At 47.7% G+C, this 23,715-nt stretch carries 22 protein-coding genes; 4 read left to right on the forward strand and 18 right to left on the reverse strand.

The genetic code is table 11. The annotated features are described in order from the left end of the window. Positions 1 to 86: 86 nt before the first annotated feature. The 3 genes from AZ602_RS04910 to AZ602_RS04920 all read left to right on the forward strand — a co-directional run bounded on the left by AZ602_RS04910 (position 87) and on the right by AZ602_RS04920 (position 2,922). Entirely contained in the window at positions 87 to 1,199 is a 1,113-nt protein-coding gene (locus tag AZ602_RS04910; RefSeq protein WP_103033961.1) for an AI-2E family transporter, read from the forward strand. Between the two features lie 157 nt (positions 1,200 to 1,356). Next, a complete protein-coding gene (locus AZ602_RS04915; protein ID WP_103033962.1) occupies positions 1,357 to 2,142 on the forward strand; it encodes a DnaA ATPase domain-containing protein in 786 nt (261 codons plus the stop codon). 129 nt (positions 2,143 to 2,271) lie between these two features. Beyond that, a complete protein-coding gene (locus AZ602_RS04920) occupies positions 2,272 to 2,922 on the forward strand; it encodes a DUF2057 family protein (RefSeq protein ID WP_103033963.1) in 651 nt (216 codons plus the stop codon). A 106-nt stretch (positions 2,923 to 3,028) separates the two neighbouring features. Here AZ602_RS04920 and zupT read toward each other — a convergent pair whose 3' ends face one another. The 7 genes from zupT to AZ602_RS04955 form a co-directional block, all read right to left on the reverse strand. Beyond that, positions 3,029 to 3,820 (reverse strand): zinc transporter ZupT, encoded by a 792-nt coding sequence (zupT, locus tag AZ602_RS04925; RefSeq protein WP_103033964.1) that lies wholly within the window; start codon positions 3,818 to 3,820, stop codon positions 3,029 to 3,031. A 130-nt stretch (positions 3,821 to 3,950) separates the two neighbouring features. Further along, a complete protein-coding gene (rpmA, locus tag AZ602_RS04930; protein WP_078254332.1) occupies positions 3,951 to 4,208 on the reverse strand; it encodes a 50S ribosomal protein L27 in 258 nt (85 codons plus the stop codon). Positions 4,209 to 4,271: 63 nt separating this feature from the next. Next, positions 4,272 to 4,583 carry a 50S ribosomal protein L21 gene (rplU, locus tag AZ602_RS04935; RefSeq protein ID WP_078254333.1) on the reverse strand — a complete coding sequence of 104 codons (312 nt, stop codon included), beginning with the start codon at positions 4,581 to 4,583 and terminating at the stop codon, positions 4,272 to 4,274. A 173-nt stretch (positions 4,584 to 4,756) separates the two neighbouring features. Continuing rightward, the gene (locus tag AZ602_RS04940) at positions 4,757 to 5,155 is read right to left on the reverse strand and encodes a hypothetical protein (RefSeq protein WP_103033965.1); all 399 of its coding nucleotides are present in this window, start codon (positions 5,153 to 5,155) and stop codon (positions 4,757 to 4,759) included. A gap of 70 nt (positions 5,156 to 5,225) precedes the next feature. Then, complete coding sequence (locus AZ602_RS04945) at positions 5,226 to 5,744, reverse strand: TPM domain-containing protein (RefSeq protein ID WP_103033966.1); 519 nt, start codon at positions 5,742 to 5,744, stop codon at positions 5,226 to 5,228. After that, positions 5,744 to 6,871: a YgcG family protein gene (locus AZ602_RS04950; RefSeq protein WP_103034020.1), complete on the reverse strand. Its 1,128-nt coding sequence runs from the start codon at positions 6,869 to 6,871 to the stop codon at positions 5,744 to 5,746. The genes AZ602_RS04945 and AZ602_RS04950 overlap by 1 nt, the downstream gene beginning before the upstream one ends. A gap of 84 nt (positions 6,872 to 6,955) precedes the next feature. After that, positions 6,956 to 7,603 (reverse strand): LemA family protein, encoded by a 648-nt coding sequence (locus AZ602_RS04955; protein ID WP_103033967.1) that lies wholly within the window; start codon positions 7,601 to 7,603, stop codon positions 6,956 to 6,958. 491 nt (positions 7,604 to 8,094) lie between these two features. Between AZ602_RS04955 and AZ602_RS04960 the strand changes: the two genes are divergently transcribed. Further along, complete coding sequence (locus AZ602_RS04960; protein WP_369803865.1) at positions 8,095 to 9,606, forward strand: alanine/glycine:cation symporter family protein; 1,512 nt, start codon at positions 8,095 to 8,097, stop codon at positions 9,604 to 9,606. Between the two features lie 186 nt (positions 9,607 to 9,792). Here the strand turns inward: AZ602_RS04960 and AZ602_RS04965 are convergent, their stop codons facing one another. From AZ602_RS04965 to bamA, 11 genes are all read right to left on the reverse strand, one after another. Beyond that, positions 9,793 to 11,304 carry an aldehyde dehydrogenase family protein gene (locus AZ602_RS04965; protein ID WP_103033969.1) on the reverse strand — a complete coding sequence of 504 codons (1,512 nt, stop codon included), beginning with the start codon at positions 11,302 to 11,304 and terminating at the stop codon, positions 9,793 to 9,795. Positions 11,305 to 11,625: 321 nt separating this feature from the next. Further along, positions 11,626 to 13,584, reverse strand: a complete 1,959-nt coding sequence (gene dsbD / locus AZ602_RS04970) for a protein-disulfide reductase DsbD (protein ID WP_227525176.1) — start codon at positions 13,582 to 13,584, stop codon at positions 11,626 to 11,628. Between the two features lie 205 nt (positions 13,585 to 13,789). Next, a complete protein-coding gene (gene cydX / locus AZ602_RS04975; RefSeq protein ID WP_078318540.1) occupies positions 13,790 to 13,912 on the reverse strand; it encodes a cytochrome bd-I oxidase subunit CydX in 123 nt (40 codons plus the stop codon). 31 nt (positions 13,913 to 13,943) lie between these two features. Beyond that, positions 13,944 to 15,083 (reverse strand): cytochrome d ubiquinol oxidase subunit II, encoded by a 1,140-nt coding sequence (gene cydB, locus AZ602_RS04980; protein ID WP_078318560.1) that lies wholly within the window; start codon positions 15,081 to 15,083, stop codon positions 13,944 to 13,946. A gap of 8 nt (positions 15,084 to 15,091) precedes the next feature. Next, positions 15,092 to 16,696, reverse strand: coding sequence for a cytochrome ubiquinol oxidase subunit I (locus tag AZ602_RS04985; protein ID WP_103033970.1), 1,605 nt, complete (start codon positions 16,694 to 16,696; stop codon positions 15,092 to 15,094). A gap of 272 nt (positions 16,697 to 16,968) precedes the next feature. Then, positions 16,969 to 17,097 (reverse strand): methionine/alanine import family NSS transporter small subunit, encoded by a 129-nt coding sequence (locus AZ602_RS04990; protein ID WP_103033971.1) that lies wholly within the window; start codon positions 17,095 to 17,097, stop codon positions 16,969 to 16,971. Between the two features lie 9 nt (positions 17,098 to 17,106). Continuing rightward, positions 17,107 to 18,594: a sodium-dependent transporter gene (locus AZ602_RS04995; RefSeq protein WP_103033972.1), complete on the reverse strand. Its 1,488-nt coding sequence runs from the start codon at positions 18,592 to 18,594 to the stop codon at positions 17,107 to 17,109. A 291-nt stretch (positions 18,595 to 18,885) separates the two neighbouring features. After that, positions 18,886 to 19,659, reverse strand: a complete 774-nt coding sequence (gene lpxA / locus AZ602_RS05000; protein ID WP_103033973.1) for an acyl-ACP--UDP-N-acetylglucosamine O-acyltransferase — start codon at positions 19,657 to 19,659, stop codon at positions 18,886 to 18,888. Positions 19,660 to 19,704: 45 nt separating this feature from the next. Next, on the reverse strand, positions 19,705 to 20,220 hold the full coding sequence (fabZ, locus tag AZ602_RS05005) for a 3-hydroxyacyl-ACP dehydratase FabZ (protein ID WP_103033974.1): 516 nt from the start codon (positions 20,218 to 20,220) through the stop codon (positions 19,705 to 19,707). A gap of 17 nt (positions 20,221 to 20,237) precedes the next feature. Next, positions 20,238 to 21,251, reverse strand: coding sequence for a UDP-3-O-(3-hydroxymyristoyl)glucosamine N-acyltransferase (lpxD, locus tag AZ602_RS05010; protein WP_103033975.1), 1,014 nt, complete (start codon positions 21,249 to 21,251; stop codon positions 20,238 to 20,240). Continuing rightward, complete coding sequence (gene bamA, locus AZ602_RS05015; RefSeq protein ID WP_103033976.1) at positions 21,251 to 23,710, reverse strand: outer membrane protein assembly factor BamA; 2,460 nt, start codon at positions 23,708 to 23,710, stop codon at positions 21,251 to 21,253. The genes lpxD and bamA overlap by 1 nt, the downstream gene beginning before the upstream one ends. Between the last annotated feature and the right edge of the window lie 5 nt (positions 23,711 to 23,715).

The following is a 23,715-nucleotide window of genomic DNA, read 5'->3' on the forward strand; positions in this document are numbered from 1 at the left end:
TAAATAAATACACATAAAATTACATGCAAATCCCAACAAAATCCCCTACAATAGCCAGCAACTTTTTATTTAATGTTATCAATTTTATGTATCCAGCCAGAATCGATCCATTTTTTCGCCGCTTGTTTATTTTAGCCGCGCTGTGCGTGTTTTTATATGCACTGTTTTTGATGAAAACCGTGATTGCACCATTTTTGGCCGCTTTTATTTTGGCCTATTTTTTAAATCCTTTGGTCAAGCGCTTATCATTGATCATGCCTCGGATTTTGGCGATCACTGTGGTGTATGTCAGCTGCTTTTTTGTCACCAGCACTTTGATCATTTGGCTGGTGCCGATGCTCTGGGCGCAGGCGCAGCTGTTATGGGAGTCACTGCCGCGCATCATCGCATGGTATAATGACGCAGGTCGCACTTGGATCGCTCAGTACACCGATAGCGAACTGTTGCCACTGGATCTGGATTTGATATCCAATACAGCACTGACTTATTTTCAAAATAACTATCAAGTCACCGATGTCCAAGGACTGGTCAAACAAGTCTTTAGCTCAGGTCTGACTGCGGCAAATAATATTGGCTTGGTCGTGTTGATCCCGATTTTAACTTTTTATTTTTTGCTGGGTTGGGATCAACGGCTACAGACTTGGAAATCTGCCATTCCAAAGCCTTATACCAAAAAAGTCGTCCGCATCACCAAAGACTGTGATGATGCTTTGATGAATTTTGCCAAAGGTCAATTTTTGGTAATGCTGCTATTGGGCGCTGTCTATGCCATTCAGCTGCAGCTCATTGGCTTACAGCTTGGTCTGATCATCGGCATCACAGCTGGCATCGCAAGTTTTGTGCCTTATCTTGGCTTTGGTATTGGCATCATCGCTGCACTGATCGCAGGATTGTTTCAGTTTGGGCTGGATTGGGTGTCACTGGGCTTGATCTTTGGTGCGTTTATGGTGGGTCAGGCAGTCGAAGGTTATGTATTGCAGCCTTTATTACTGGGTGATAAGATCGGTCTGTCGCCATTATGGGTAATTTTTGCGGTCTTGGCTGGTGCATCGCTGTTTGGGTTTGTTGGCATGCTGATCGCCCTACCTGTCTCGGCAGTGATTAATGTGCTGTTTCATTATGCTTATGAAGCTTATTTGGGCAGCGAATGGCATAAAGGTCGCAAGCAGCTACCCTTATGGGATGAAGACGAGCTGTGAATTTTTGATAAATGACTTGCTGCCATACACAAAATATGGTATATATACATACCAAAAAAACACCAGAACTGATATTTTAGCCATCAAAACTTAAGCAGCGAACGATAATTATAAACGCCGCTTACGCCATTTTGATGGCCAAAAATAAGGCTGTCACATGACCCAAGCGATCCAAAATTCACTCAATCTCGACATTCGGCCTGAAGCGTCGCTCGATGATTTTCGCTCCGAAAGCTTTCGTCCCATTCTAGACGCCATCGATAAATTGGTACACGGCAGCTTACGCGAGCTTTTTTTGGTCGGTGCTTTGGGCTTTGGCAAGACGCATTTGGCCAACGCCATTTATGATCATTTTACCTCCATGACTGGCAGAAGCGCCATCAGCCTAAACTTATCTGAACTCATCGAAGAAGATCCTCACGCCACCGCGTTGGTCGGTCTTGAGATGTTTGATCTGATCATCGTCGATGATTTGCAACTGGTGCGCCTAAGCTATGAATGGCAAGAAGGCCTATTTCATCTGATCAATCGCATTCGCGAACACCAAAAGCAGATTTTATATTTTGCTGATGACACAGCACGCGAGTTACAAATCGGCCTGCTGGACCTGCACACGCGCTTATCGTTAGCACCAATGCTGACTTTGCCAGATCACGATGATGTCGAGGATCGTCGCATCTTACTTGATACCATCCTAAAAAAGAAAAATTGGAAGCTGCCTGCTGAGATTTTTGATTATCTATTGCACGAAGGCCCACGCAATGCTGGCGATATCAACACCGTGCTTGATCAGATTCGTCCGCTACTGACCCGTTTATCACGCGTACAAATCCCCAAAAAAACCATCACCGAGGCCAAAAACCTCATCTTACACCAGACTTTTTTATTAGAAATTGGCGAAAGCGACTTGATGCCATCGGCTGCAGCAGAGTTGCGCCATTGACTTAGTATCATACTGCCGATCAACAGCATTTGAAATGACTGGTAAAATCTTATAAATAATGCTATGTTATGCATAATTGTCGAGATCTTAGCCAAAGCGACATTTCAACCAAAGCCACAAGGATAATTCATGAAAAAAATCGCGCTCACTTTATTGGCCAGCAGCTTAATCAGCACCGCTGCTCTAGCCCAAGTACAACTGAAAGTTGATGATAATATCAAAGTCACTGCCATCAATGGTCAAGAGGTTCGTCACGGTCTGCTGCAGCCACTACAACAAAATTTCACCCTTGAGCCAGGTCGCCATGTGATCACGGCGCGCTATGACCGCCTATTTAACCTGCGCAATAACGAGCATGATTACCTAAAATCTGGCAATATCACCGTCACCGCGGATTTGGCGGATAACCAAACTTATCAGCTCATCATGCCAAATCAGCCAAATAACTACACCGCTGCCAAAGAATACGCCAAAGCGCCTAGCCTAGCTGTTAGCCACAATGGCACCATCGTCACCCAAGAGAGCATCAGCGAAACTCGCACTGGTATTCTTAGTGGCATCACAGGCACCATTGGCGGCTTGTTTGGTCGTGGTGAATCGGCGGTCAGCTCAAATCAAAAAGCCATCGCCGCCATCAATAGCCAAGCCCCAGCGCCCACTCAAGCACCAGCTCCAGCACCAGCGCGTGCCAATCCTGATAATTTGGATGGATTTATGCAGCTGTGGCTCAATGCCAGCGATGAAGAGCGTGAAAAAATCCGCCAATGGATCGGTCAATAATCGCTCATACACATCAAAAAAAGGCTCAATTTTTATTGAGCTTTTTTATGTACTACACCGAGGCAGAATCCAGTACGACAAGTACAGCAGCGTTGCGATTGATGGCTTATAAATTAAACAGCGCCAAACTGATCGCAATCACCCCCATGCCGCCCACCAGGCCATACACCGTCTCATGACCATCTGAATATCGCTTGGCGGCAGGCAGCAGCTCATCCATCGCCAAAAATACCATCGCCCCAGCGATGATGCCAAACACCCAGCCAAAAATCTCTGGCGATAAAAATGGCTTGAGTATAAAATACCCCATTACCGCGCCCAATGGCTCAGCCAGACCTGAGATCAGACACGCCAAGACCGTCAGCCGCTTATTCTGTGTCGCAAAATAAATCGGAGCTGCGATCGAGATACCCTCTGGGATATTATGCACAGCGATCGCAAATGCCAATGGCGTACCCAGTGTCGGGCTCTCAAGGGTAGCAAAAAAAGTCGCCAACCCTTCTGGAAAATTATGCGCTGTGATGGCAAAGGCCGACATCAGGCCGATGCGTCTTAAGTAGCTTTGATTTTTATCCAAAAATCTTGGATCATTAACATCGAGTGTCTCATGTGGATTGGGGATCAAGCGATCAAGCGCCAAGATGGCAAGCAAACCAGTCAAAAATGCCGCCGTCGCCCAGCTAAAGCCTGCGCTACTCACTTCGCTAAAACTATCCACCGACTTACCAAAAATCTCGGTCAAGGATACAAATACCATCGCACCGGCTGCAAAAGCCAGGCCAAATGCCAACACCCTCGGGCTTGGAGTTTTTTGAAAAAAGACCAAGGCACTACCCAGCACTGTGGCAAGTCCAGCTGCCAAAGTGATGCCAAACGCCATCAAAACATGATCGATCATGAGTAACTCATTGATTTATGATTGATTGTATGAATACATCAAATTTAATAAAATTATCAAACGCTATAAACAAAATAGACCCATCATGACGGATCATGATGAGTCTTGGCTGTGTGCCGATTAACTAAAATTATTTAGCCAATACAGAAACATAGCGACGGCCAAATTGACCTTTGGTTTCGAACTTAACCACACCTTCGGTCAAAGCGAATAGTGTGTGGTCACGACCCATACCAACGCCTTCGCCTGCGTGGAATTCAGTGCCACGCTGACGAACGATGATGTTACCAGCAACGACATCTTGACCGCCAAATACTTTTACGCCAAGCATTTTTGGGTTAGAATCACGACCGTTACGAGTAGAACCTGCGGCTTTTTTATGTGCCATGAGAATATCTCCTATTGGGATACCGTTGAGTGCGCTCTAGGTATCAAATACTAATGTGGTGAATTAAGCGTTGATGGCTTTGATTTTTAGCTCAGTGAACCATTGACGGTGACCTTGCTCTTTGTGGTAGTGCTTGCGACGACGGTGCTTAACGATACGCACTTTCTTGCCACGACCATGATCAACCACCTCAGCTTCTACACTCGCACCAGCAACTAGCGGTTCACCGATTTTGATGTCAGCGCCATTGACAACCATTAGCACTTCTTCGATTTTTAGCGTTGCGCCTTTTTCAGCTTTTAGTAGCTCAACTTTCAAAGTCTCGCCAACGCTAACACGGTGTTGTTTACCGCCACTTTTGATTACTGCGTACATCTTGAGTTCTCCAGATAAACCTGTGTGCCGTGGCTATCCCTTGATAGCACTTGATAACGAACACGACAAGGATGCAAAATAAGGCGATATTTTACTAAAATTTGTCGTGATATGCAAGCAGTATTTGATGAAATTATTCGTCTTATTGCCCACTTTCAAGCACATCACAGTTATCAGATCTGATCAGATAGTCCTAGCTTTGCTGCATGCTGACGCACCTGATCGCTGATCTGTGCCAGCTGCGATGATCCAACGCGTGTTGGCACCGATAAAACCAGCACCTCATCGAGCAAGCGCTCGCGCATCACAGCATGATCATCGAGGGTGATGATGGCGATCTGTGAGCCGTCTCGACTGATCAGCAAACGATTGGATTTAGCCTCAATCGTATAATCTGACAGATGCCCAGCCAGCTGGGTTTTTAGCTTTTGGCTGTGTGTATTAGTAGTCTGCATAATGAGCTTTTTGGAAGACTTTTCGGTTGGTTTATGCAGCCTAGGCTTTAATAGCGCAAGCAAAAACAGCACAAGCAGCAACAAGCACAGACCGATGAGCCACATCCATTCATACATTGCATTGATCCTTTATTGCACATATTACGCACTGATAAGCATAGCGTGTTTGCTTTGATGAGTGCAGCATTTATCGCAAATAAGTGACTTGGTTGGACAGCTCATTGCCAAGTGTATCAGTGCTTGGATAATGCGTCTGCAAAATTTCACCAATTTGCCGTATCAAATCATCCAGACCTGACTGCATCTGACCTGATTTAAAGCGGCTTAGTGTCTGTTCACACAAGCTTTGCCAACAGGCTTCATGAGCCTTTTGATCGATGCCTCTATCGGCGATGATCTCAAGATCATGCTCGCACAGATTCACATACACCAGCACACCAGTATTATGCTCAGTATCCCACACTTTATGCGTGGCAAATAAGTATAATGCTCGCTCGCGGCAGTCTTGTTGGTATGCGGTGGCTATGGGCAAATGATTTTCGATGATCAAATAAATCTCGCCCATATGACCCATTTCAGCTTGGGTGATCGTATCGGCCAAAGACTGCTTGACATCGGGTGTCAGCCAACGATTGTGCAACGATGGCACAAACAGCATCTGGCGCATCAAACGCGCGATGCTTTTGGTAGATTGAATTGTTTGCATTACCAAGAACCTCCTGCACCGCCGCCGCCGAAACCACCACCGCCGCCGCCAAAGCCGCCGCTACCAAATCCACCACCGCCAAAGCCGCCGCCGAAGCCACCACCGCGACCACCAGTACCGAATCCGCCGCTAGAGGTCGGTAATGCAATGCCGCGTGCCAAGATGAATACCCATAAAATCACCGCGGCAATGATGCTCAAAAATAGGCTCGATCCGCCCATCACCGCCAGCGCCACAAAACCGCCAGCGCCAATGGTCGCTCCCAAGAATCTGCCCAATATCGCGCCCAAAAATGAACCTGCAATCAGCGCGATGATAAATAAGCCAATCAAATCCACGCCAACCGACTCATCACTGACTGATGCAGCTTGCGCATCTGCGCGAGCCAATGATTCAGGATCAGCGCGCAGTCTTTCATCAATGCGGGCGATGCCAGCTGACAGCCCTTGAGCATAAGCGCCTGTTTTAAAGGCAGGAGTAATATCCTCACGGATGATGCGATTTAAGGCAGCATCAGGCAGCACACCTTCTAAGCCATAGCCTGTCAAAATATGCAACTTTCGATCATTGATCGCCACAGCAATTAATAAGCCATCATCGGTATCGGCTTGACCCAACTGCCATCGATCTGCCACAGCCAGTGCATAATCAAAAATATCCATGCCTTCTGTCGTCGGTACAATGACCAGCGCAGCTTGGGCAAGCTTATCTTGATGGATTTTTTGCAGCTGCTCAGTCAGATGCATGTATTCAGCTGGCGTTAATATCTTGGCAGCATCGACGACCGGCGTATTTAAGATCAGCTTGTCATGCGTCACCGCCTGTGCTTGTGAGGTCGGCAGCGTCTGACTGTTTGACGAAGTCGCTGTAGCCGCCCGGTCACCCTCATCAGTCATCTCATGCATCACACCGCCAAACTCTCTAACCGACTCAGCCAGCGGTGAATCGGCCGCTGCGCCTTGTATTTGACGACCCGCGATGATCGCGCCTGTCAGTTCATCTTCAGCTGAAGCTGTGGCGATATTTGAAGAACTTTCAGCAGCGGCTGTGGCTGTCTGAGCCGCAGCAGGCAATGCGCATGCCGTCGATATTAAGAGCATAGCCATCGCCGATCGCATCTTAAACATCGATTGCTGCATTGCTGATTTTACAGATGACAACTGTGGTGGCATCTTGGTTTCCCATATCTTAGGTGAATTTAAAGCAAGGCATCACTGCGCTGCGGCGTTGTTCGTGCCTGCGCTACCTGTGTTTGCATTGCTTGTGTTATTGCCAAAGTTCACTGCTGGTGCTGTTGAGATGGCAGCTTCATTTTCCACGGTGAAATTTGGCTTGGCTTGCATACCAAACACCTTAGCAGTGATGTTGGTTGGGAATTGGCGAACTGTCGTATTATAAGTACGCACATCTTCGATATAGCGATTGCGCGCGACGGCAATGCGGTTTTCGGTACCCTCAAGCTGCGCTTGTAGATCTTGGAATAATGCATCCGCCTTTAGCTCTGGATAACGCTCAGACACCATCATCAAGCGCGATAGTGCCGAGGTCATCTGACCTTGAGCTTCTTGATATTGAGCCATCGCCTGTGGGTCGTTTAATGCCTCTGGCGTGAGCTGCACACTACCGACGCGCGCACGAGCCTCGGCCACTTCACTAAATACCGCCTGCTCATGCGACGCATAGCGCTCCACCACTTGCACCAAGTTTGGCACCAAATCAGCACGGCGTTGGTATTGGTTTACCACCTCAGACCAAGCGGCATTGGTTTGTTCATCTTGAGCTTGTAGGGCATTATAACCACAACCAGACAAGCTAAGCGTCGATGCCAGCATAAGCGAAACCAGTAAATTCTTTTTCATGACAACTCCATAAAATCGTGGCAAGCCACATCAATGTTGATATACAGTCAAATAGTCAGATTCAAAATCTGTGTATCTGTAATAAGAATAAGCTGCTTATTAAAATACAGTCTTTGCGCAGCTTTTTCAATAAAACTTACCAAAAATAACAAAAAGCCGCCTTTTTATCATCGCTTGATTCAAAAGTTGAGCCATGAACCATACCTGTCATTGACAAAATTTTGTGATGAGATTTTCTCATGCAAGGCGCTTAATTCACAAATTTTTACGAATTATTAAAATTTTTACTAGCTTTTATCACGATTTTATGGCAAATTGCAACAATCCAAATTGTGTTTGTTTCAGCCAAGCTTTAATTGGTTAAATTTTGTTACACAATTTGGGGCAAATGGATTGATCATCTAAAGGTTATCTTATTCATCGACGAGATGATCTTTAGATGGTCGGATTGATGTTAGCATCACAAGTTGGTGCAAAATAAGTTGAAGGATATGCTTATGGAAAGCATGATTAACACACTTAACGGCATTATTTGGAGCCCTGCGCTGATTTATTTGTGCTTGGCAGCCGGTCTTTTCTTTTCTATTCTCACTCGTTTTATGCAGGTTCGTCATTTTAAAGAAATGATCAGCCTGCTTTTTGCTCGTAACGAATCTCCAGAAGGTATTAGCTCATTTCAGGCATTGGTCGTCGCACTGTCAGGCCGTGTTGGTATGGGTAACATTGCTGGTGTCGCAGCGGCGATCGGTTTTGGTGGCCCAGGCGCAGTATTTTGGATGTGGGTGGTGGCATTCTTGGGTGCGTCAACTGCTTATGTCGAATCTACCCTTGGTCAGATTTATAAGATCAATGACAATGGTCAGTACCGTGGTGGCCCTGCCTTTTATTTCGAAAAATTCTTCGGTGGCAGCATCGGTAAAGCTTACGGCATCTTAGTTGCCATCTCATTTGTGATCTCGTGCGGTCTATTCCTACCAGGCGTACAAGCGAACGGCGTTGTCAAAGCCATCACTGGTATCACTGGTGAAGGTGAACTGGTCGCGACATCTTTTGGTGACATCGGTATGAATACCCTAATCGTCACCTTGGTCGTGGTTGTCCTACTTGGCCTAATCATCTTCGGTGGTATCAAGCGTATCGCTCGTGTGGCTGAATTTGTTGTACCATTTATGGCGCTTGGCTACATCTTGATGGCGGTATTGATCATTCTATTTAACTTTGAAAAACTACCAGGCATCATCAGCATGATCTTTAGCGATGCCTTTACCGCTCAAGCAGGTCTTGGGGCAGCCATTGGCTGGGGTGTGAAGCGTGGTGTTTATTCAAACGAAGCTGGTCAAGGTACAGGCCCGCACCATGCAGCAGCAGCTGAAGTGCAGCATCCTGCTCAGCAAGGTATCGTCCAAGCATTCTCTGTGTATGTTGATACCCTATTCGTCTGCTCAGCGACTGCATTCATGATCCTGATGACTGGCATGTACAACATCCAAGGCACACTACCTGATGGTCAATTCCTAGTTCAAAATGTCGATGCTGCAACCACCATCAGTGGCCCTGCATTCACTCAGATGGCTGTATCTAGCGTGTTTGGTGGCTTTGGTAATACTTTCGTTGCGGTGGCGGTATTCTTCTTCTCATTCACCACCATCATGGCGTATTACTACATCGCTGAAGTCAATATCGCTTACCTAACCCGTTCTGCCAAGTCAAATATCGCTTTGTTCTTGATCAAATTGGTGCTGATGCTAGCTGTCGCTTATGGCGCGGTAAACAGCGCAGGCTATATCTGGAACATGGGTGATGTGGGCGTCGGTCTGACTGCATGGCTGAACATCGTTGGTATCTTGGTTATCTTCTTTATGGCAAAACCAACACTACTTGCCCTAAAAGACTATGAAGCTCAGAAAAAAGCTGGCGTAACCAACTACACCTTCGACCCTGTCAAGCTTGGTATCCGCAATGCTACCTTCTGGGAAGATAAGCTAAAAAACAAAAAAGACTAATTCAACCTTAGTCAAAAACAGAAGCTCTACTGATGTAGGGCTTTTGTTTTGGGTACTAAATCGCCATCAGTGCTTTTAAGATGTCACAGTCTATGTTCTTAGCATTATTTTGTCATAAAAAAGCCTGACCCAAATAAGCCAGGCTTTTTATCATCAATGTGATGATGCTGATGGGATCAATTCAGATTAAAAGAATCCCATCGCTTTTGGTGAATAGCTAACCAATAGATTCTTGGTCTGCTGATAATGCTCAAGCATCATCTTGTGATTCTCACGGCCGATGCCTGATTTTTTGTAGCCGCCAAAGGCTGCATGCGCAGGATAAATGTGATAGCAGTTTGTCCACACGCGCCCTGCTTGGATGGCTCGACCAGCACGATATGCCGTGGTGCCATCGCGCGACCACACGCCAGCGCCTAGGCCATAAATGGTGTCGTTGGCGATGGCGATGGCCTCATCAAAATCCTTAAAGGTCGTCACAGCTAGCACAGGGCCGAAGATTTCTTCTTGGAAGATCTCCATGCTGTTCTCACCTTTAAAAATGGTCGGCTCAATATAAAATCCGCCATCCACATCGTCGCGCGCACTGCCACCTGTCAGCACTTGAGCGCCTTCTGATTTGCCTTTGGCGATGCAGCCTAAGATCTTATCTTGCTGCTCTTGGGAGGCTTGTGCGCCGATCATGGTATCTGTATCAAGCGGATGACCAGTTTTGATCTTTTTGACGCGTTCAACGGCTTTTTTGAGAAATTCTTCTGCGATGCTTTCATGCACCAAAGCGCGCGATGGACAAGTACATACCTCACCTTGGTTCAGCGCAAACATGGTAAACCCCTCAAGCGCCTTATCCAAAAATTCATCATCTTTATCCATCACATCGGCAAAAAAGATATTCGGTGATTTGCCGCCCAGCTCCAGTGTCACTGGAATGATATTTTCGGTAGCGTATTCCATAATTTTTTGGCCAATTTCGGTTGAACCTGTAAACGCCACTTTGCCAATGCGTGGATTGGTGGCAAGTGGCTGACCCACATCAGGACCAAAGCCATTGACGATATTGATCACGCCTGCAGGCAATAAATCTTCAATCAGCTCAATGAGCACCATGATGCTGACAGGCGTCTGCTCAGCTGGCTTTAGCACGATGCAGTTACCTGCTGCCAGTGCTGGTGCGATCTTCCATGTCGCCATCAGGATCGGAAAATTCCACGGGATGATCTGCCCGACGACACCGATCGGCTCATGGAAATGATACGCCACCGTATCTTCGTCAATCTGGCTGATGCCCCCTTCTTGGGCGCGGATACAGCCTGCAAAATAACGGAAATGATCGATGGCTAAAGGAATATCGGCCGCCAGTGTTTCGCGGATGGGCTTACCATTCTCCCAAGTCTCAGCCACCGCCAAAAGTTCAAGATTTTCTTCAAGGCGATCGGCGATTTTTAGTAACAGATTGGCGCGGTCGGTTGGCGATGAGCGACTCCAGTCATCCTTAGCCGCATGTGCAGCGTCCAAAGCCAGCTCGACATCTTCGGCACCTGATTTGGCAACTTTAGCAAAGGCCTTGCCATCAACGGGCGAAATGTCATCAAAATACTCGCCGCTGACTGGCGCGACCCATTTGCCGCCGATGAAATTGTCGTATTTTTCTTTAAAAGTAACTTTACTGCCTTCAGTATTGGGATTAGCATAACGCATTGAACAGCTCCTTTGTTTTTTAAATGAATATACCGATCGATAAACCGCCCATCTTAATGATACTGCTTTTTTGATCTGATACACGATTAATAAGATCGCGAAAGCAAGCATCATCCATCTGGCATTGAGTGAACAAGTTTACTCGTTTTCGGCAATTCCATCATGCCTGATTTTTTAATGGCAATCAAGCAGATTTTCACAACTTAACGATATTTAACAAATTGTCATGCGCCAGTCATTCGATGTGTATTTCAGCTCAGCCGTCAAAATTTAAGATAAGGCATAAAAAAAGCCCGAATCTCTTCGGGCTTTAAGCGGCCATCACGGTATGTCAGACAGCGCTGCTTTAAATGCATCAGGCTTGGTTTCGCCAAGCAGCACCTGCTGAAGCTTGCCTTGATGATAAATCAGCAGTGCTGGCGGCCCGAACAGCTCATAGCGTGCCAAGATCGCGCGGCTATGCTCATTTGTCTCAGTGATGTCCAATTTCACCACTTGATACGCATGCAGTTCATCGGGGCGATCACCAAACAGCGTCCGCTCCATGATGCGGCATTCAATGCACCAATCGGCTGTGACATCGACCAGTACCCGATCGTGGACAGACAGCACCTGATCAAGCTCATCTAGGGTATATACTCTAATATCAGGCAAAGATTGGGCTTGGCTGATCTTGGGCAAATACCACGGGCGCCAAGCATCGTTCGAGCCAATGCTGATGCCATAGACAAGCAGCATCGCCCAGAGCATGGGTAAGATGGCGATGCATTTGACAATCCCACTGCGGCGCCCAACACTGATGAACAGCCAAAACGCCAACGCCAAAAACCACACCGCCCATAGCCCGAGCATCGCACTCGTCAATAGCACGCGTTCAATCAGCAGCAGCGCCACTGCCAATAACAAAAAACCGCCAAGCGTGCGAACATGCTGCATCCAAGCGCCTGTCTTTGGCATCCATTTGCCCTGTAGTGCGCCAAGCAGCATCAGAGGTACAGACAGTCCCAGCCCCAGCATAAATAATGCCAAAAAACCAAACCAGACCTGACCACTGGCAGCGACCATCGTCAGCGCTCCCGCCATCGGCGCCGACACACATGGCGACACCACCAGTGCAGACAGCAGACCCGCCACATAGCTGCCGCCCAGTGTTCCCAATCGGCCATCGGCAGCCTGAGCGCCAGCAGTGAGCTTATCAGAGATCGCGCTTGGCAAGCGCACATTCACCCATCCAAACATCATCAATGCAAACAGCACAAACAGCACCGCTGCAACCATCAACACCTCAGCTCGCTGTAGCCAAGCTGCGATGCCAAGCGTCTGCCCAAACCAAGCAATCAGTGCACCGAGCAGTCCATAAGCACTCGCCACGCCGATGCCATAAGCTGCCGACAGCATAAAGCCGCGCTTGGCATTGGCTTTGGCATGTTGCTTGGCAACGATGTTGGCGACGATCGGCACCATTGGATAAATGCATGGCGTAAAAGCCAACAACAATCCTGCCACAAATAACAGCAATATCATGATCAGTGGTGATGAATCAGGGGTCTGGCTATCTGGCAGAGTATGATCCAGCTGATGAACAGCCTGCCTACCTTCATCAGACTCTAAGGGCTGGGCTGAGGCGGTGGGTGCGGGCTGTTGATGAGTCTGGTCAGACTCCTCATTATCAGCCGAATCAGCTGACTTGGATTGGGCATCTACAGGCTCATTTGCTATGACAGTAGGGGCTGTGGGTGCTATGGGCGCTACTTCAGGCTGCGCGGTTACTGGCACAGGCAGCGGTGCTTCATCACCTGCCGTGCCTGCCAGTGACACCTTTAGCGTCGTCGTCTCAGGCGGATAGCACAGACCGGCTTTGGCGCAGCCTTGCCAGCGGATGCCAATCTCTTGCTGATGGATGTCATTGGCTGCAGTCAATCGCACGCGCGCCGTGACATTCTCCTCAAATACAGGCACCACCCCAAAGGTCGGATCATCGATGATGCTTGGTGTCTTATCAAATTGCCACTCCTCGGCAGTCACGCCCTCAGGCAGCTTTAATGATAGTCGTTCTTGATATACATAGTGCTTGGGCGTCACAGTAAATTGCACGACAAGCTCATCGCCCATTTGTGATGGCGTCACCGCAAACGCTTCATGCACAGGCAAAAATTTGGGCTGAGTACTGCCTTGCCTAAATAATGACGCCAACGAATTGGCAGAGGCAGGCGTCGCACCCACCGTCGCTGTCGCCAAGCACGCGCCCAGCATCACAGAATATGCCCAAGTTTTTTGCATGATCACACTCTTTCGCTTATTTGCCTAATTATCTAGCACTTTTCAAGCACTCTTTGGGATTAAGCCCCAATCTGCTTATCCAAATACAGCATTATAACACGCCGACCTTGCGCAATTTTTGCTGATCAAATCCACCAAAGCAAAATCGCCCCAAAACTTGAGGCGATAGCGGTAAATCTTGCACGGCTTTGGCTAAAACCAAACATCATTGCTCATCTTTTTTATAAAAAGCATCTTGACGGCTTTGTTCAAATTCCACCCAAACCGCGCTTAAAATCGCAAGCAATACCGCAAATCCCAAGCCCAATATCCAAGCAAAATACCACATAATCCTCTCCTTTATCTGCATTCCGCCGTGGTTAATACAGCGTTTTTTCGTTTTCTTTGATGTATGCCTTGGTGACCTTGCCACGCATCACTGCATAGCCCCAGCTGGTATAAGCAACCACCACAGGCAACAGAAAAATCACCACCAATAGCATGATGAACAAAGTCATCTGACTTGAGGTGGCATCCCACACAGTCAGGCTTGAACGCAGATCACTCGATGATGGCATATAAAAAGGAAATAGCGCCACGCCTGCTGTGGCAATGATGCCTAAGATGCCAAAGCTCGATGCCACAAAAGCACTCAGCGTCTGATTGATCTTCAATAGCCCCACGCTGATAAGCGGCATTAGCACCCCCAAAGCAGGCAGCAGCCATAGCACAGGATAAGCCATAAAATTATTCAGCCAAGCGCCAGATTGCTGCTCTACTTGTTTTGATAAAGGATCGATCAAAGCATTGGTGTCGATCACAGAACTGATCACATAGCCATCCAAACTGCGCACCCAAAATCCCGCTGCCACGAACAGCAGCACTGTGATGATGGCAGCAAAAGTAGCACCAGTCTTAGCACGCGCCTGAATGCCATCGATGGTACGATGCGCCAGATACACGCCGCCTTGCATGGTTAGCATCGCCACACTCACCACACCGCATAATAAGGCAAATGGGCTTAATAATTCAAAGAATGAACCTGTGTAAGTCGAGACCAGATTTTGATCAAAGCTAAACGGCACACCCAGCAAAAGATTACCAAAAGCGACGCCAAAAATCAGTGCAGGCACCGCTGAGCCGACGAGCAGTAGCCAGTCCCAAGTATTGCGCCAAGTGGGATTCTTGATCAAACTGCGATACTTAAAGCCCACAGGTCGGAAAAATAGCGCCCAAAGCGCGGCGATCAGCGCCCAATAAAATCCACTAAACGCTGTGGCATACACCAAAGGCAGTGCCGCAAAGATCGCACCCCCTGCAGTGATAAACCACACCTGATTACCCTCCCAGTGTGGGCCGATGGTGTTCACGATCACTCGACGCTCAACATCATCACGACCCACAAAAGGCAATAAGGTACAGACGCCGATGTCATGGCCATCCATGATCGCAAACCCGATCAGCAGCACGCCAACGAGCAACCACCAGATCAGCTTTAACACTTCATAATCTAATAACATGCTCATACTCATGCTCCTTGTTGGTCGGTTGGATTGATCAAGTGCACAGAATTATTTTCGCCATAATATTTGCCCGTGCCTAAGCTGGCAGGCCCAAGGCGCACATATTTGAGCATCAAATACACCTCAACGATTGCCAAAATGATATAAAACACCACAAAGCCGATCATCGAGAAGATGACATTATTCACATCAATATTCGACACCGACAAATGCGTTGGCAACACACCATACACTGTCCATGGCTGACGGCCATATTCAGCAACGAACCAACCTGCCTCGATGGCAATCCATGGCGCAGGCAGCATCAGTAGGGCAAATTTTAGCAGCCATTTTTTCTGCATAAAATTGCCTTTTAGGGTGAAAAATAAGCACAAACTGTACAACACCAGCATCAGCACGCCCATGCCGACCATCACACGAAACGACCAGAACATCGGCGTGACGCGCGGCACACTGTCATCGACAGCTTGTGACAGCATTTGCGGTGTCACATCTGCCATATCATCGGTGTATTTTTTGAGCAATAAGCCAAAGCCCAGATCTTCTTTATGCGCCTCAAAAATCTCAATCAGCGCTTGTGGGTTCTCAACGCCATTTAGCTTATTTTCACGCATCAAATCCAGCGCACTGACCGCCGTCACGCCATTGATGATGCGATCGGCGTTCAATTTTTTGATGTCATGAATACCTAAAATCTCGGTATCCACAGAGCGTGTGCCGATCAGACCCATCACATAAGGCACATGCAGCGCCCAATCGTTCTTTTGTTCAGCTTCATTGATGCCAGCGATGATGTTAAATCCTGCTGGTGCAGGCTCAGTCTCCCACATTGCTTCCATCGTGGCCAGTTTGGTTTGTTGAGCTTGGCCAATCGAATAACCCGACTCATCACCAAGCACGATGGCACTACAGATCGCTGCAAAACCAAAAGCCGCCGCCACATGAAAGCTGCGTTTGGCAAATTCAACATCACGCCCTTTTAGCAGATACCACGCTGAGACACCCAGCACAAAAGATGCGCCTGTCACATAGCCTGCTGATACCGTGTGTACAAATTTGTTTTGGGCATCTGGATTTAGGAATATTTCAGCAAAACTGACCATCTCCATGCGCATGGTTTCATAGTTAAATTCAGCACCAACAGGGTTTTGCATCCAACCATTGGCCACCAAAATCCACAAAGCAGATAGACTCGTGCCTAAGGCCATCAACAGCGTGGTGGCAAAGTGCTGCACCCGAGACATGCGATCCCAGCCGAAGAAAAACAGCCCCACCATCGTCGATTCTAAGAAAAATGCCATCAAGCCCTCAATGGCCAGAGGCGCGCCAAACACATCACCGACATAGTGCGAATAATACGCCCAGTTGGTGCCAAATTGAAACTCCATGGTGATGCCTGTGGTCACGCCCAGCACGAAGTTGATGCCAAAAAGCTTGCCCCAAAATCGGGTCATGTCTTTCCAGATCTCTTTGCCTGTGGTGAGATAGACTGCTTCCATGATGACCAATAGCCAAGTCATGCCAAGCGTCAAAGGCACAAATAAGAAGTGAAATAATGCAGTTAAGGCAAACTGCAGCCGCGAGATATCGACCAGATGCTCGGTAATCATACCAAACCCCTTTAGCGTGACAAGCCGCCGATGCTCCATATCCGCATGGCTATATCAAATAAGATGAGTCTTAATGCTGGTCACCGCTCCTTAGCCCGACCAAGATTTTACCCATTATAACCAAAAACAGAGGTGAATACTACCGATGTTTTGATGACCTTTGGGTTGATTTTTGGGTTGATAAATCCTCGCTAAACGCTTGACAAATGCGCCTAAGCCAAAAAAACGCCAAGCAATCGCTTAGCGTTTTGAGTTGGATCCAAATCCATCGATTAATGATCCACTGGGACTTTATCCATATCAATGTCAGGATTTTTGATCAAGTGAATCGATGATAAGATCAACCCACCCCAGATCGCAATCATCGCGATCACCATGACGATCAAAGCTGTCGTACCCATAATAACTCCTTATTCTTCGTGAGAGTGATGGCCTTTAATTCTTGGTAGTACCAAAGCGACGATCGCACAGATGATCACCACACCCCAGCCATAAGTCAATAGCACATCCGATGGATAGCCGCCATAGCCTTCTTTAAATAGCGACTGAAGCGACAGTGCTAAAGTCACAATCAGCACCAGTGGCGTCACCACAGTCAGCATGAATGACCATACAAAGCCGACCTTGATGCTAGAAATGCTATTGATGTGGTTGATCAAGGTTGGTAGCTTATTGCGGTTGAACCAAGTCACCCAGATGATCGACAAGATCGCGCCAAGTACGATGCCGATGTTGTTGGCAAAGTTATCGACGATATCAACGAAAGTGATGGCATTTTTGGTGCCGAACATCGCAATCGAGATAATCGCAGAGCCTAGACCGACGATGGTGACTGATTTGTTTTTTGACCAGCCGAATTTATCTTGCACCGCTGAGATTGGCACTTGTAGGATAGATACCATCGAGGTGATACCTGCCACGGTCAATGAGGCAAAGAACAAGATACCGACGATGTGACCAGCATCGCCCATTGTTGAGATGATTTTTGGGAATGCGATAAAGGCAAGGCCGATGCCACCTTTGACTACTTCAGCCACTGGCACGCCCGATGCCTGCGCCATAAAGCCAAGCACAGAGAAGATGCCGATACCTGCCAATAGCTCAAATGATGAGTTGGCAAAACCGACCACCAAACCTGAGCCTGTCAAGTTGGCATTGCGGTTCAGATAAGATGCATAGGTCACCATGATACCAAAGCCGATCGACATCGAGAAGAAGACATGGCCATACGCAGCCAGCCAGACTTTTGGATCTGCCATTTTCTCCCAGTTTGGATTAAAGAAAGTATCCAAACCCATAGTCGCACCCGGCAAAGTCACCGCACGAGCCACCAAAATCGCAAACATCACCACCAATAGCGGGATGAAGATTTTGTTTGATAGCTCAACGCCTTTTTTGATGCCGCCATACATGATCAGCAGCACGATCGCCCAAACCACGACAAGGCCGATCAACAGCTCTGATGAATAGCTCAGCGTCATCTCGCTGGCGTTTTGAAGGTAGGTGTTAAAGAAAAACCCTTCGGTGTCCTCACCCCACTTTTGCCCAAAGGCAAACAGCGTATAGCTACCCGCCCAGCTCAGCACCGACGCATAATAAATACCGATGATGGTACACACTGCCACCTGCCACCAACCGATACCTTCGGCTGATTTGACCATACGACGGTATGCTGTCGGCGGCGCACCTTTGTACTTTTGACCGACGACATAATCCAAAAACAGCAATGGAAAACCTGCGGTTGCCAAAGCAATCAAATACGGAATAAAAAATGCGCCGCCGCCATTTTCATAAGAAACATACGGAAAACGCCAAATATTACCCAAACCGACAGCAGATCCGACCGCTGCCAAAATAAAGCCAGAGCGTGCTGACCAACTTTCTCGTTGTGCCGACATCTTTGCTCTCCAATCCTATCGCCATGCCAAGCACGGCTAATCCTGCTTTGCGAAACTTATGCCGTCATTGATGATGATCGTTTCATCAACTGCAATCAGCATAAATCCGCACCCAAATAATTATAGTGTTTTGACCACGATCAACCACGCATCAGCTTCAGGTAATCATAAGCAACAAAACGACCAGTATAGTTTGTATGAATCACGAAAAAATGTCAAACAAATAATATAATCAAAAGAAAAAAACCTGCAACAAATCGTTACAGGTTTAAGAATGTGCTTAAGTCAGGCTTAGCGCACCAATCCGCGTTGGCTGTTATTGATCGAATCGATCAGCAGCTGTACTTTGGGTTCTTTTTCGACCAGTACAGACAGCTGTTCAAGCGCTTCATTACGCAAAAGCCCCGAACGAAATACCACACGATAGGCCTCATCGATGGCTTTGATGGTATCAGCCGACCAACCTTTGCGGCGCATGCCCTCTTTATTGATGCCATGTGCTTTGGCAGGATTGCCCGAGACAGTGACAAATGCCGCCACATCTTTGACAATCAGACTGGCACCGCCTATCATACTATAATCATCGATGCGACAAAATTGATGCACGCCCGACTGACCACCGATGATGACATAGTCACCGATATACGCATGCCCTGCCACACCGACATTATTGGCTAGGACATTATGATCACCGACGATGCAATCGTGTGCGATGTGGACATTGACCATAAATAGATTGTGGCTACCGATTTTGGTCAAGCTTTGATCCTGTGCTGTGCCGCGATGGATGGTGCAAGCTTCACGGATGCGATTATGATCGCCAACCTCTAAAAATGTCTCTTCGCCATCATACTTCAGATCCTGCGGATTTTCGCCGATACTGGCAAATTGATAGATGTCATTATGCGCACCGATGGTGGTATTCTCACCGATGATGACATGGCGACGCAGCAAGGTGTTGGCACCGATTTTGGCGTTTTTGCCGATGATGCAATACGGCCCGATAGAAGCCGTTGGGTCAATCTCGGCACTCGGGTCAATGATGGCGGTAGGATGAATGGTCATGGTTGCCCCTTATGGATGAATGCAAAAAATGAGAACCGTCAAGCATCACACTTTTTGGCGAGCGATCATGATCTCAGCACTGCATGCCAGAGCGCCATCGACATGCGCGGTGCATTCAAATTTATAAATATCTCTTTTGTTCATGATGGCTTTTGAGCGAATTACCAGCTGATCGCCTGGCGTGACCAGTTTTTTAAAGCGCACCTTATCCACGCCCGCGAACAGATACAGATAGCCATCTTCTGAGGTTTGGCCTGCGCTGATAAACCCCAAAATCCCTGACAGCTGCGCCATCGCCTCGACCATCAGCACGCCTGGCATGATTGGATTGTCAGGAAAATGGCCATTAAACAGCTCTTCGTTAATGCTGATGTTCTTATAGCCTGTAATCCACTCATCAGGACAGCAAGCAGTGACTCGATCGATCAGCATAAATGGATAACGATGCGGCAGATAATGCTTAATCTGATCATAGCGAAGTGGCAAAGTCACGCCGCGTTCAGCCAGCATCGCCAGATCAGCTTCGCTCAGCAATTCATAATCAATATTTGATACTGACATAATCATTCCTTAAAATATTACTTCTCGCCCATTTGACGAAATCGCACTGCCGCTCTGCGCCATTTGAGTGAAGGCATGGCTGCAGTGCCAGATGAATAAGTGCCTGATTCAGAGATATTACTGATGACCATCGTCATCCCGGTCAGTGTGACGCCATCAGTGATGGTCAGATGTCCACTAATGCCGACCGCACCGCCGATGATGCAGTTTTTGCCGATTTTGGTACTGCCTGCGATACCGACTTTGGCGGCGATGGCTGTGCCTGCACCAATGCAGACATTATGCGCGATCTGCACCAGATTATCGATAATGACATGATCCTCAATGACAGTGTCATCGACAGCCCCGCGATCAATGCAAGTATGGCTGCCGATGCGAACATGATTGCCGATACGCACCCGACCCAGCTGTGCGATGCGCTGCCACTGCATCTGCCCATCGCTAAATGCAGGCGCAAAACCAAATCCCTCAGAGCCGATATTGGCATGGCTATGGATGCGTACATGATCACCGATGATACATCCATGATGGATGACAGCACAGGCATCGATGTGACACTCCGCACCGATACTCACACCCTCGCCGATAACCACACCCTCGCCGATCGTCGTGCCTGCACCGATCGTCACACCTTTTTTGATGATGGCATTGGCCGCGATGCTGACATCCGATGGGACGACGGCTGAGTCATCGATCTGCGCAGTGTGATGGATACCTGCACTGATCGATGGAGCGAATAAGCCACTGATGCTGGCATAAGCCAAATACGCATCTTTGACGATCACATAAGCAGCATCGGGATTGATCTGCTTGGCTTTATCAACATACTGTTCAGAGATCAGTATCAAGCCTGCTTGCGTGCTTGCCAATTCATTCAGGTATTTTGGCTGTGCCAAAAACGCCACTTGTGCAGCATTGGCAGTTGTTAGGCTTGCCACACCCTCGATTTGGCGGCTGCCATCATGCTCAGAGCGATTTGATACGCCCTGACGCTCTTCGATGGCTTTGAAAATCTGATCGATGCTGATCATCAGAATACGCTACCGATTTGAAACTGGACTTTATCGGTTTCATCCGTATCTTTGCTGTTGATCGGCTTGGCGTAGCTGATGGACAATGGGCCAATCGGTGTGTACCAAGTCGCGCCAACACCAGCGCTGAAACGCAAATCACGGTCATCATTAATCAAATTTATATAACGGTTACTATCATTAATAATTGGCTCTTGTGTTTTCTCGTTAACTTTTTTAAGCACATCTGGATTGATACTGCCTATATCCACCACTTCATCTTTCATGCCTGTAGTGTCAAACACTTGCCCACCCTCCACAAAGATCACAGGTCGCACTTGATCCACCCAGTCACCTTTAAATGGCAATGGCAAAATCAGCTCTGCGCCAAAAGTTGCCAACGCATTACCGCCGACAATCTCACCACGAACAGTACGCAAACCGTTTGCTAAATATTCATAACCCTGAGAACGCGGGCCCAAACTTGAAGCATCATAGCCACGCACTGAACCATAACCGCCGGCGTAGAAGTTTTCATAAAACGGCAAGTTATTGCCATAGCCTAAGCGTGTATAGCCGCGCAGTACCGAATCTTTGATGAATGGTCTGTAGATATTGCCCTGATAGACGACCTTTTGGAATGTTTTATCACCAAAGCCTAAGGTCAAATCAACATTATGACTCATACCACTGGTTGGGAATACAGGGCGATCCAGACTAGAATAGCTCCAACCCAAGATGGCGTTATAGGTAGTATAGTCGTTTTCAAAACTTGCAGCGTTGTTAAAATCTGCCACACCGCCGTCTTCCAAGATCTGCTTAACATTGCTGATGCCCATATAGCGGCCGCCGCGCACCGTGGTATTATCGATATTAATACCAGCACTTAGTCGCTGATTTTCATCAATCGGATAGCCATAGCTTAATGAAGCGCCGTACGAGTCAAGTACATAGTTACTGATGTTCTTATCATCGTATTTGGTTTTGCGGTAGTAACCATTGATGCTTTGGGAGACGCCATTGACCGTGAAATACGGGTCGGTCATACCAAGGCTATACACCTCACGGGTCTCAGAGCGAGAAAACGCGGCATTGACGCGGTTACCCGTACCCATAAAGTTATTTTGAGAGACATCAAATTGGAAAGTCACACCACCGCTTTGAGAATAGCCTGCTGCGATGGTCGATGAGCCTGATGGCTGCTCTTCGACGGTGAAGTTAACATCGATCTGATCTGGTGAATTTGGCACAGGGCGCGTATCGACGGTAACATTCTTAAAAAAGCCTGTGCGCATCAGACGCGCGCGTGACAGTTGGATTTTTTGGTTCGATGCCAATGCACCCTCTAGCTGACGCATCTCGCGACGCAGCACTTCATCTTGGGTCTTAAAATTGCCCGTGAAATTGATGCGGCGGACATACACAGGGCGTACAGGATCGATATAATAATCGACATTCACCGTACGAGAGGCGTCATCGATGCGCGTGACAGGTCGAATTTGAGCATAATAATAGCCATCATCGCCAAACTTGGTGCTGATGTCTGCCGTGGTCTGGTCAAGCTTGGCCTGTGAATAGCCATCGCCTGCCTGAAAGCCCAATAGCTGATTTAGCTGATCTTCTGGATAAGTCAAATCGCCCATGAATCTGGCTTGGCCAAAACGATACTGCTCACCCTCATCCACTGAGATCTCGACGAATACTTTATTTTTTTCTTCATCGATATTTAGCTTGGCATCTTTGACCTCAAAACGCACAAAGCCTTCGTTCAGATATTTGGCACGCAGACTCTCAAGACTTGCCGCCAGCTTTTCTTGGCTATAGCGATCAGCCTTGGACAACGGATTGATTTTGTTATCTTTAATCGCCATTTCATCAATCAGATCACGATCGCTAAAATGCTGATTACCGATGATATTAATATCCACCACGCGCGCAGCTTTGCCCTCAGCAAAAGTCATGTCAAGCTTAACACGGTTGCCATCAAGTTCGGTTTGTTTAATGGTGATCTCAGTATTGTAGTAGCCTTGCATCATATACTGATTCGATAGCTCCGACTCGATCATCTGCACGGTCGCTTGTTTGAGCGGCTGACCGACGGCCAACCCTGCGTTACGCAGACCCTCTTCTAATGCATCTTTTGGGATCAGTCGATTGCCCTCGAAGTTAATTTCAGCGATCAGTGGGCGTTCGGTGACTTGATAGACAATGCGGCCATCTTGGGCATATACTTGCACATCTGAAAAGTGACCTGTGGCATACAATGCCGACACACCCTCAGCCAGCTGTGCATCACTCACCACTTGGCCTAAGCGAAACGGCAAAACTGTCTGCAAGCTGTCGATGGTAATGCGCTGCAAGCCACTGATGGCAATGTCATTGGCCACCACATCAGCAGCATGCACTTGGGTTGCCATCATCATCGTCACTGCCAAGGCCACAGCGCTCGGTCTAAAACCTTTGAAATATGAATTACGCATAAGTC

Source organism: Moraxella sp. RCAD0137, from assembly GCF_002894025.1.
Lineage (GTDB): Bacteria > Pseudomonadota > Gammaproteobacteria > Pseudomonadales > Moraxellaceae > Moraxella > Moraxella porci.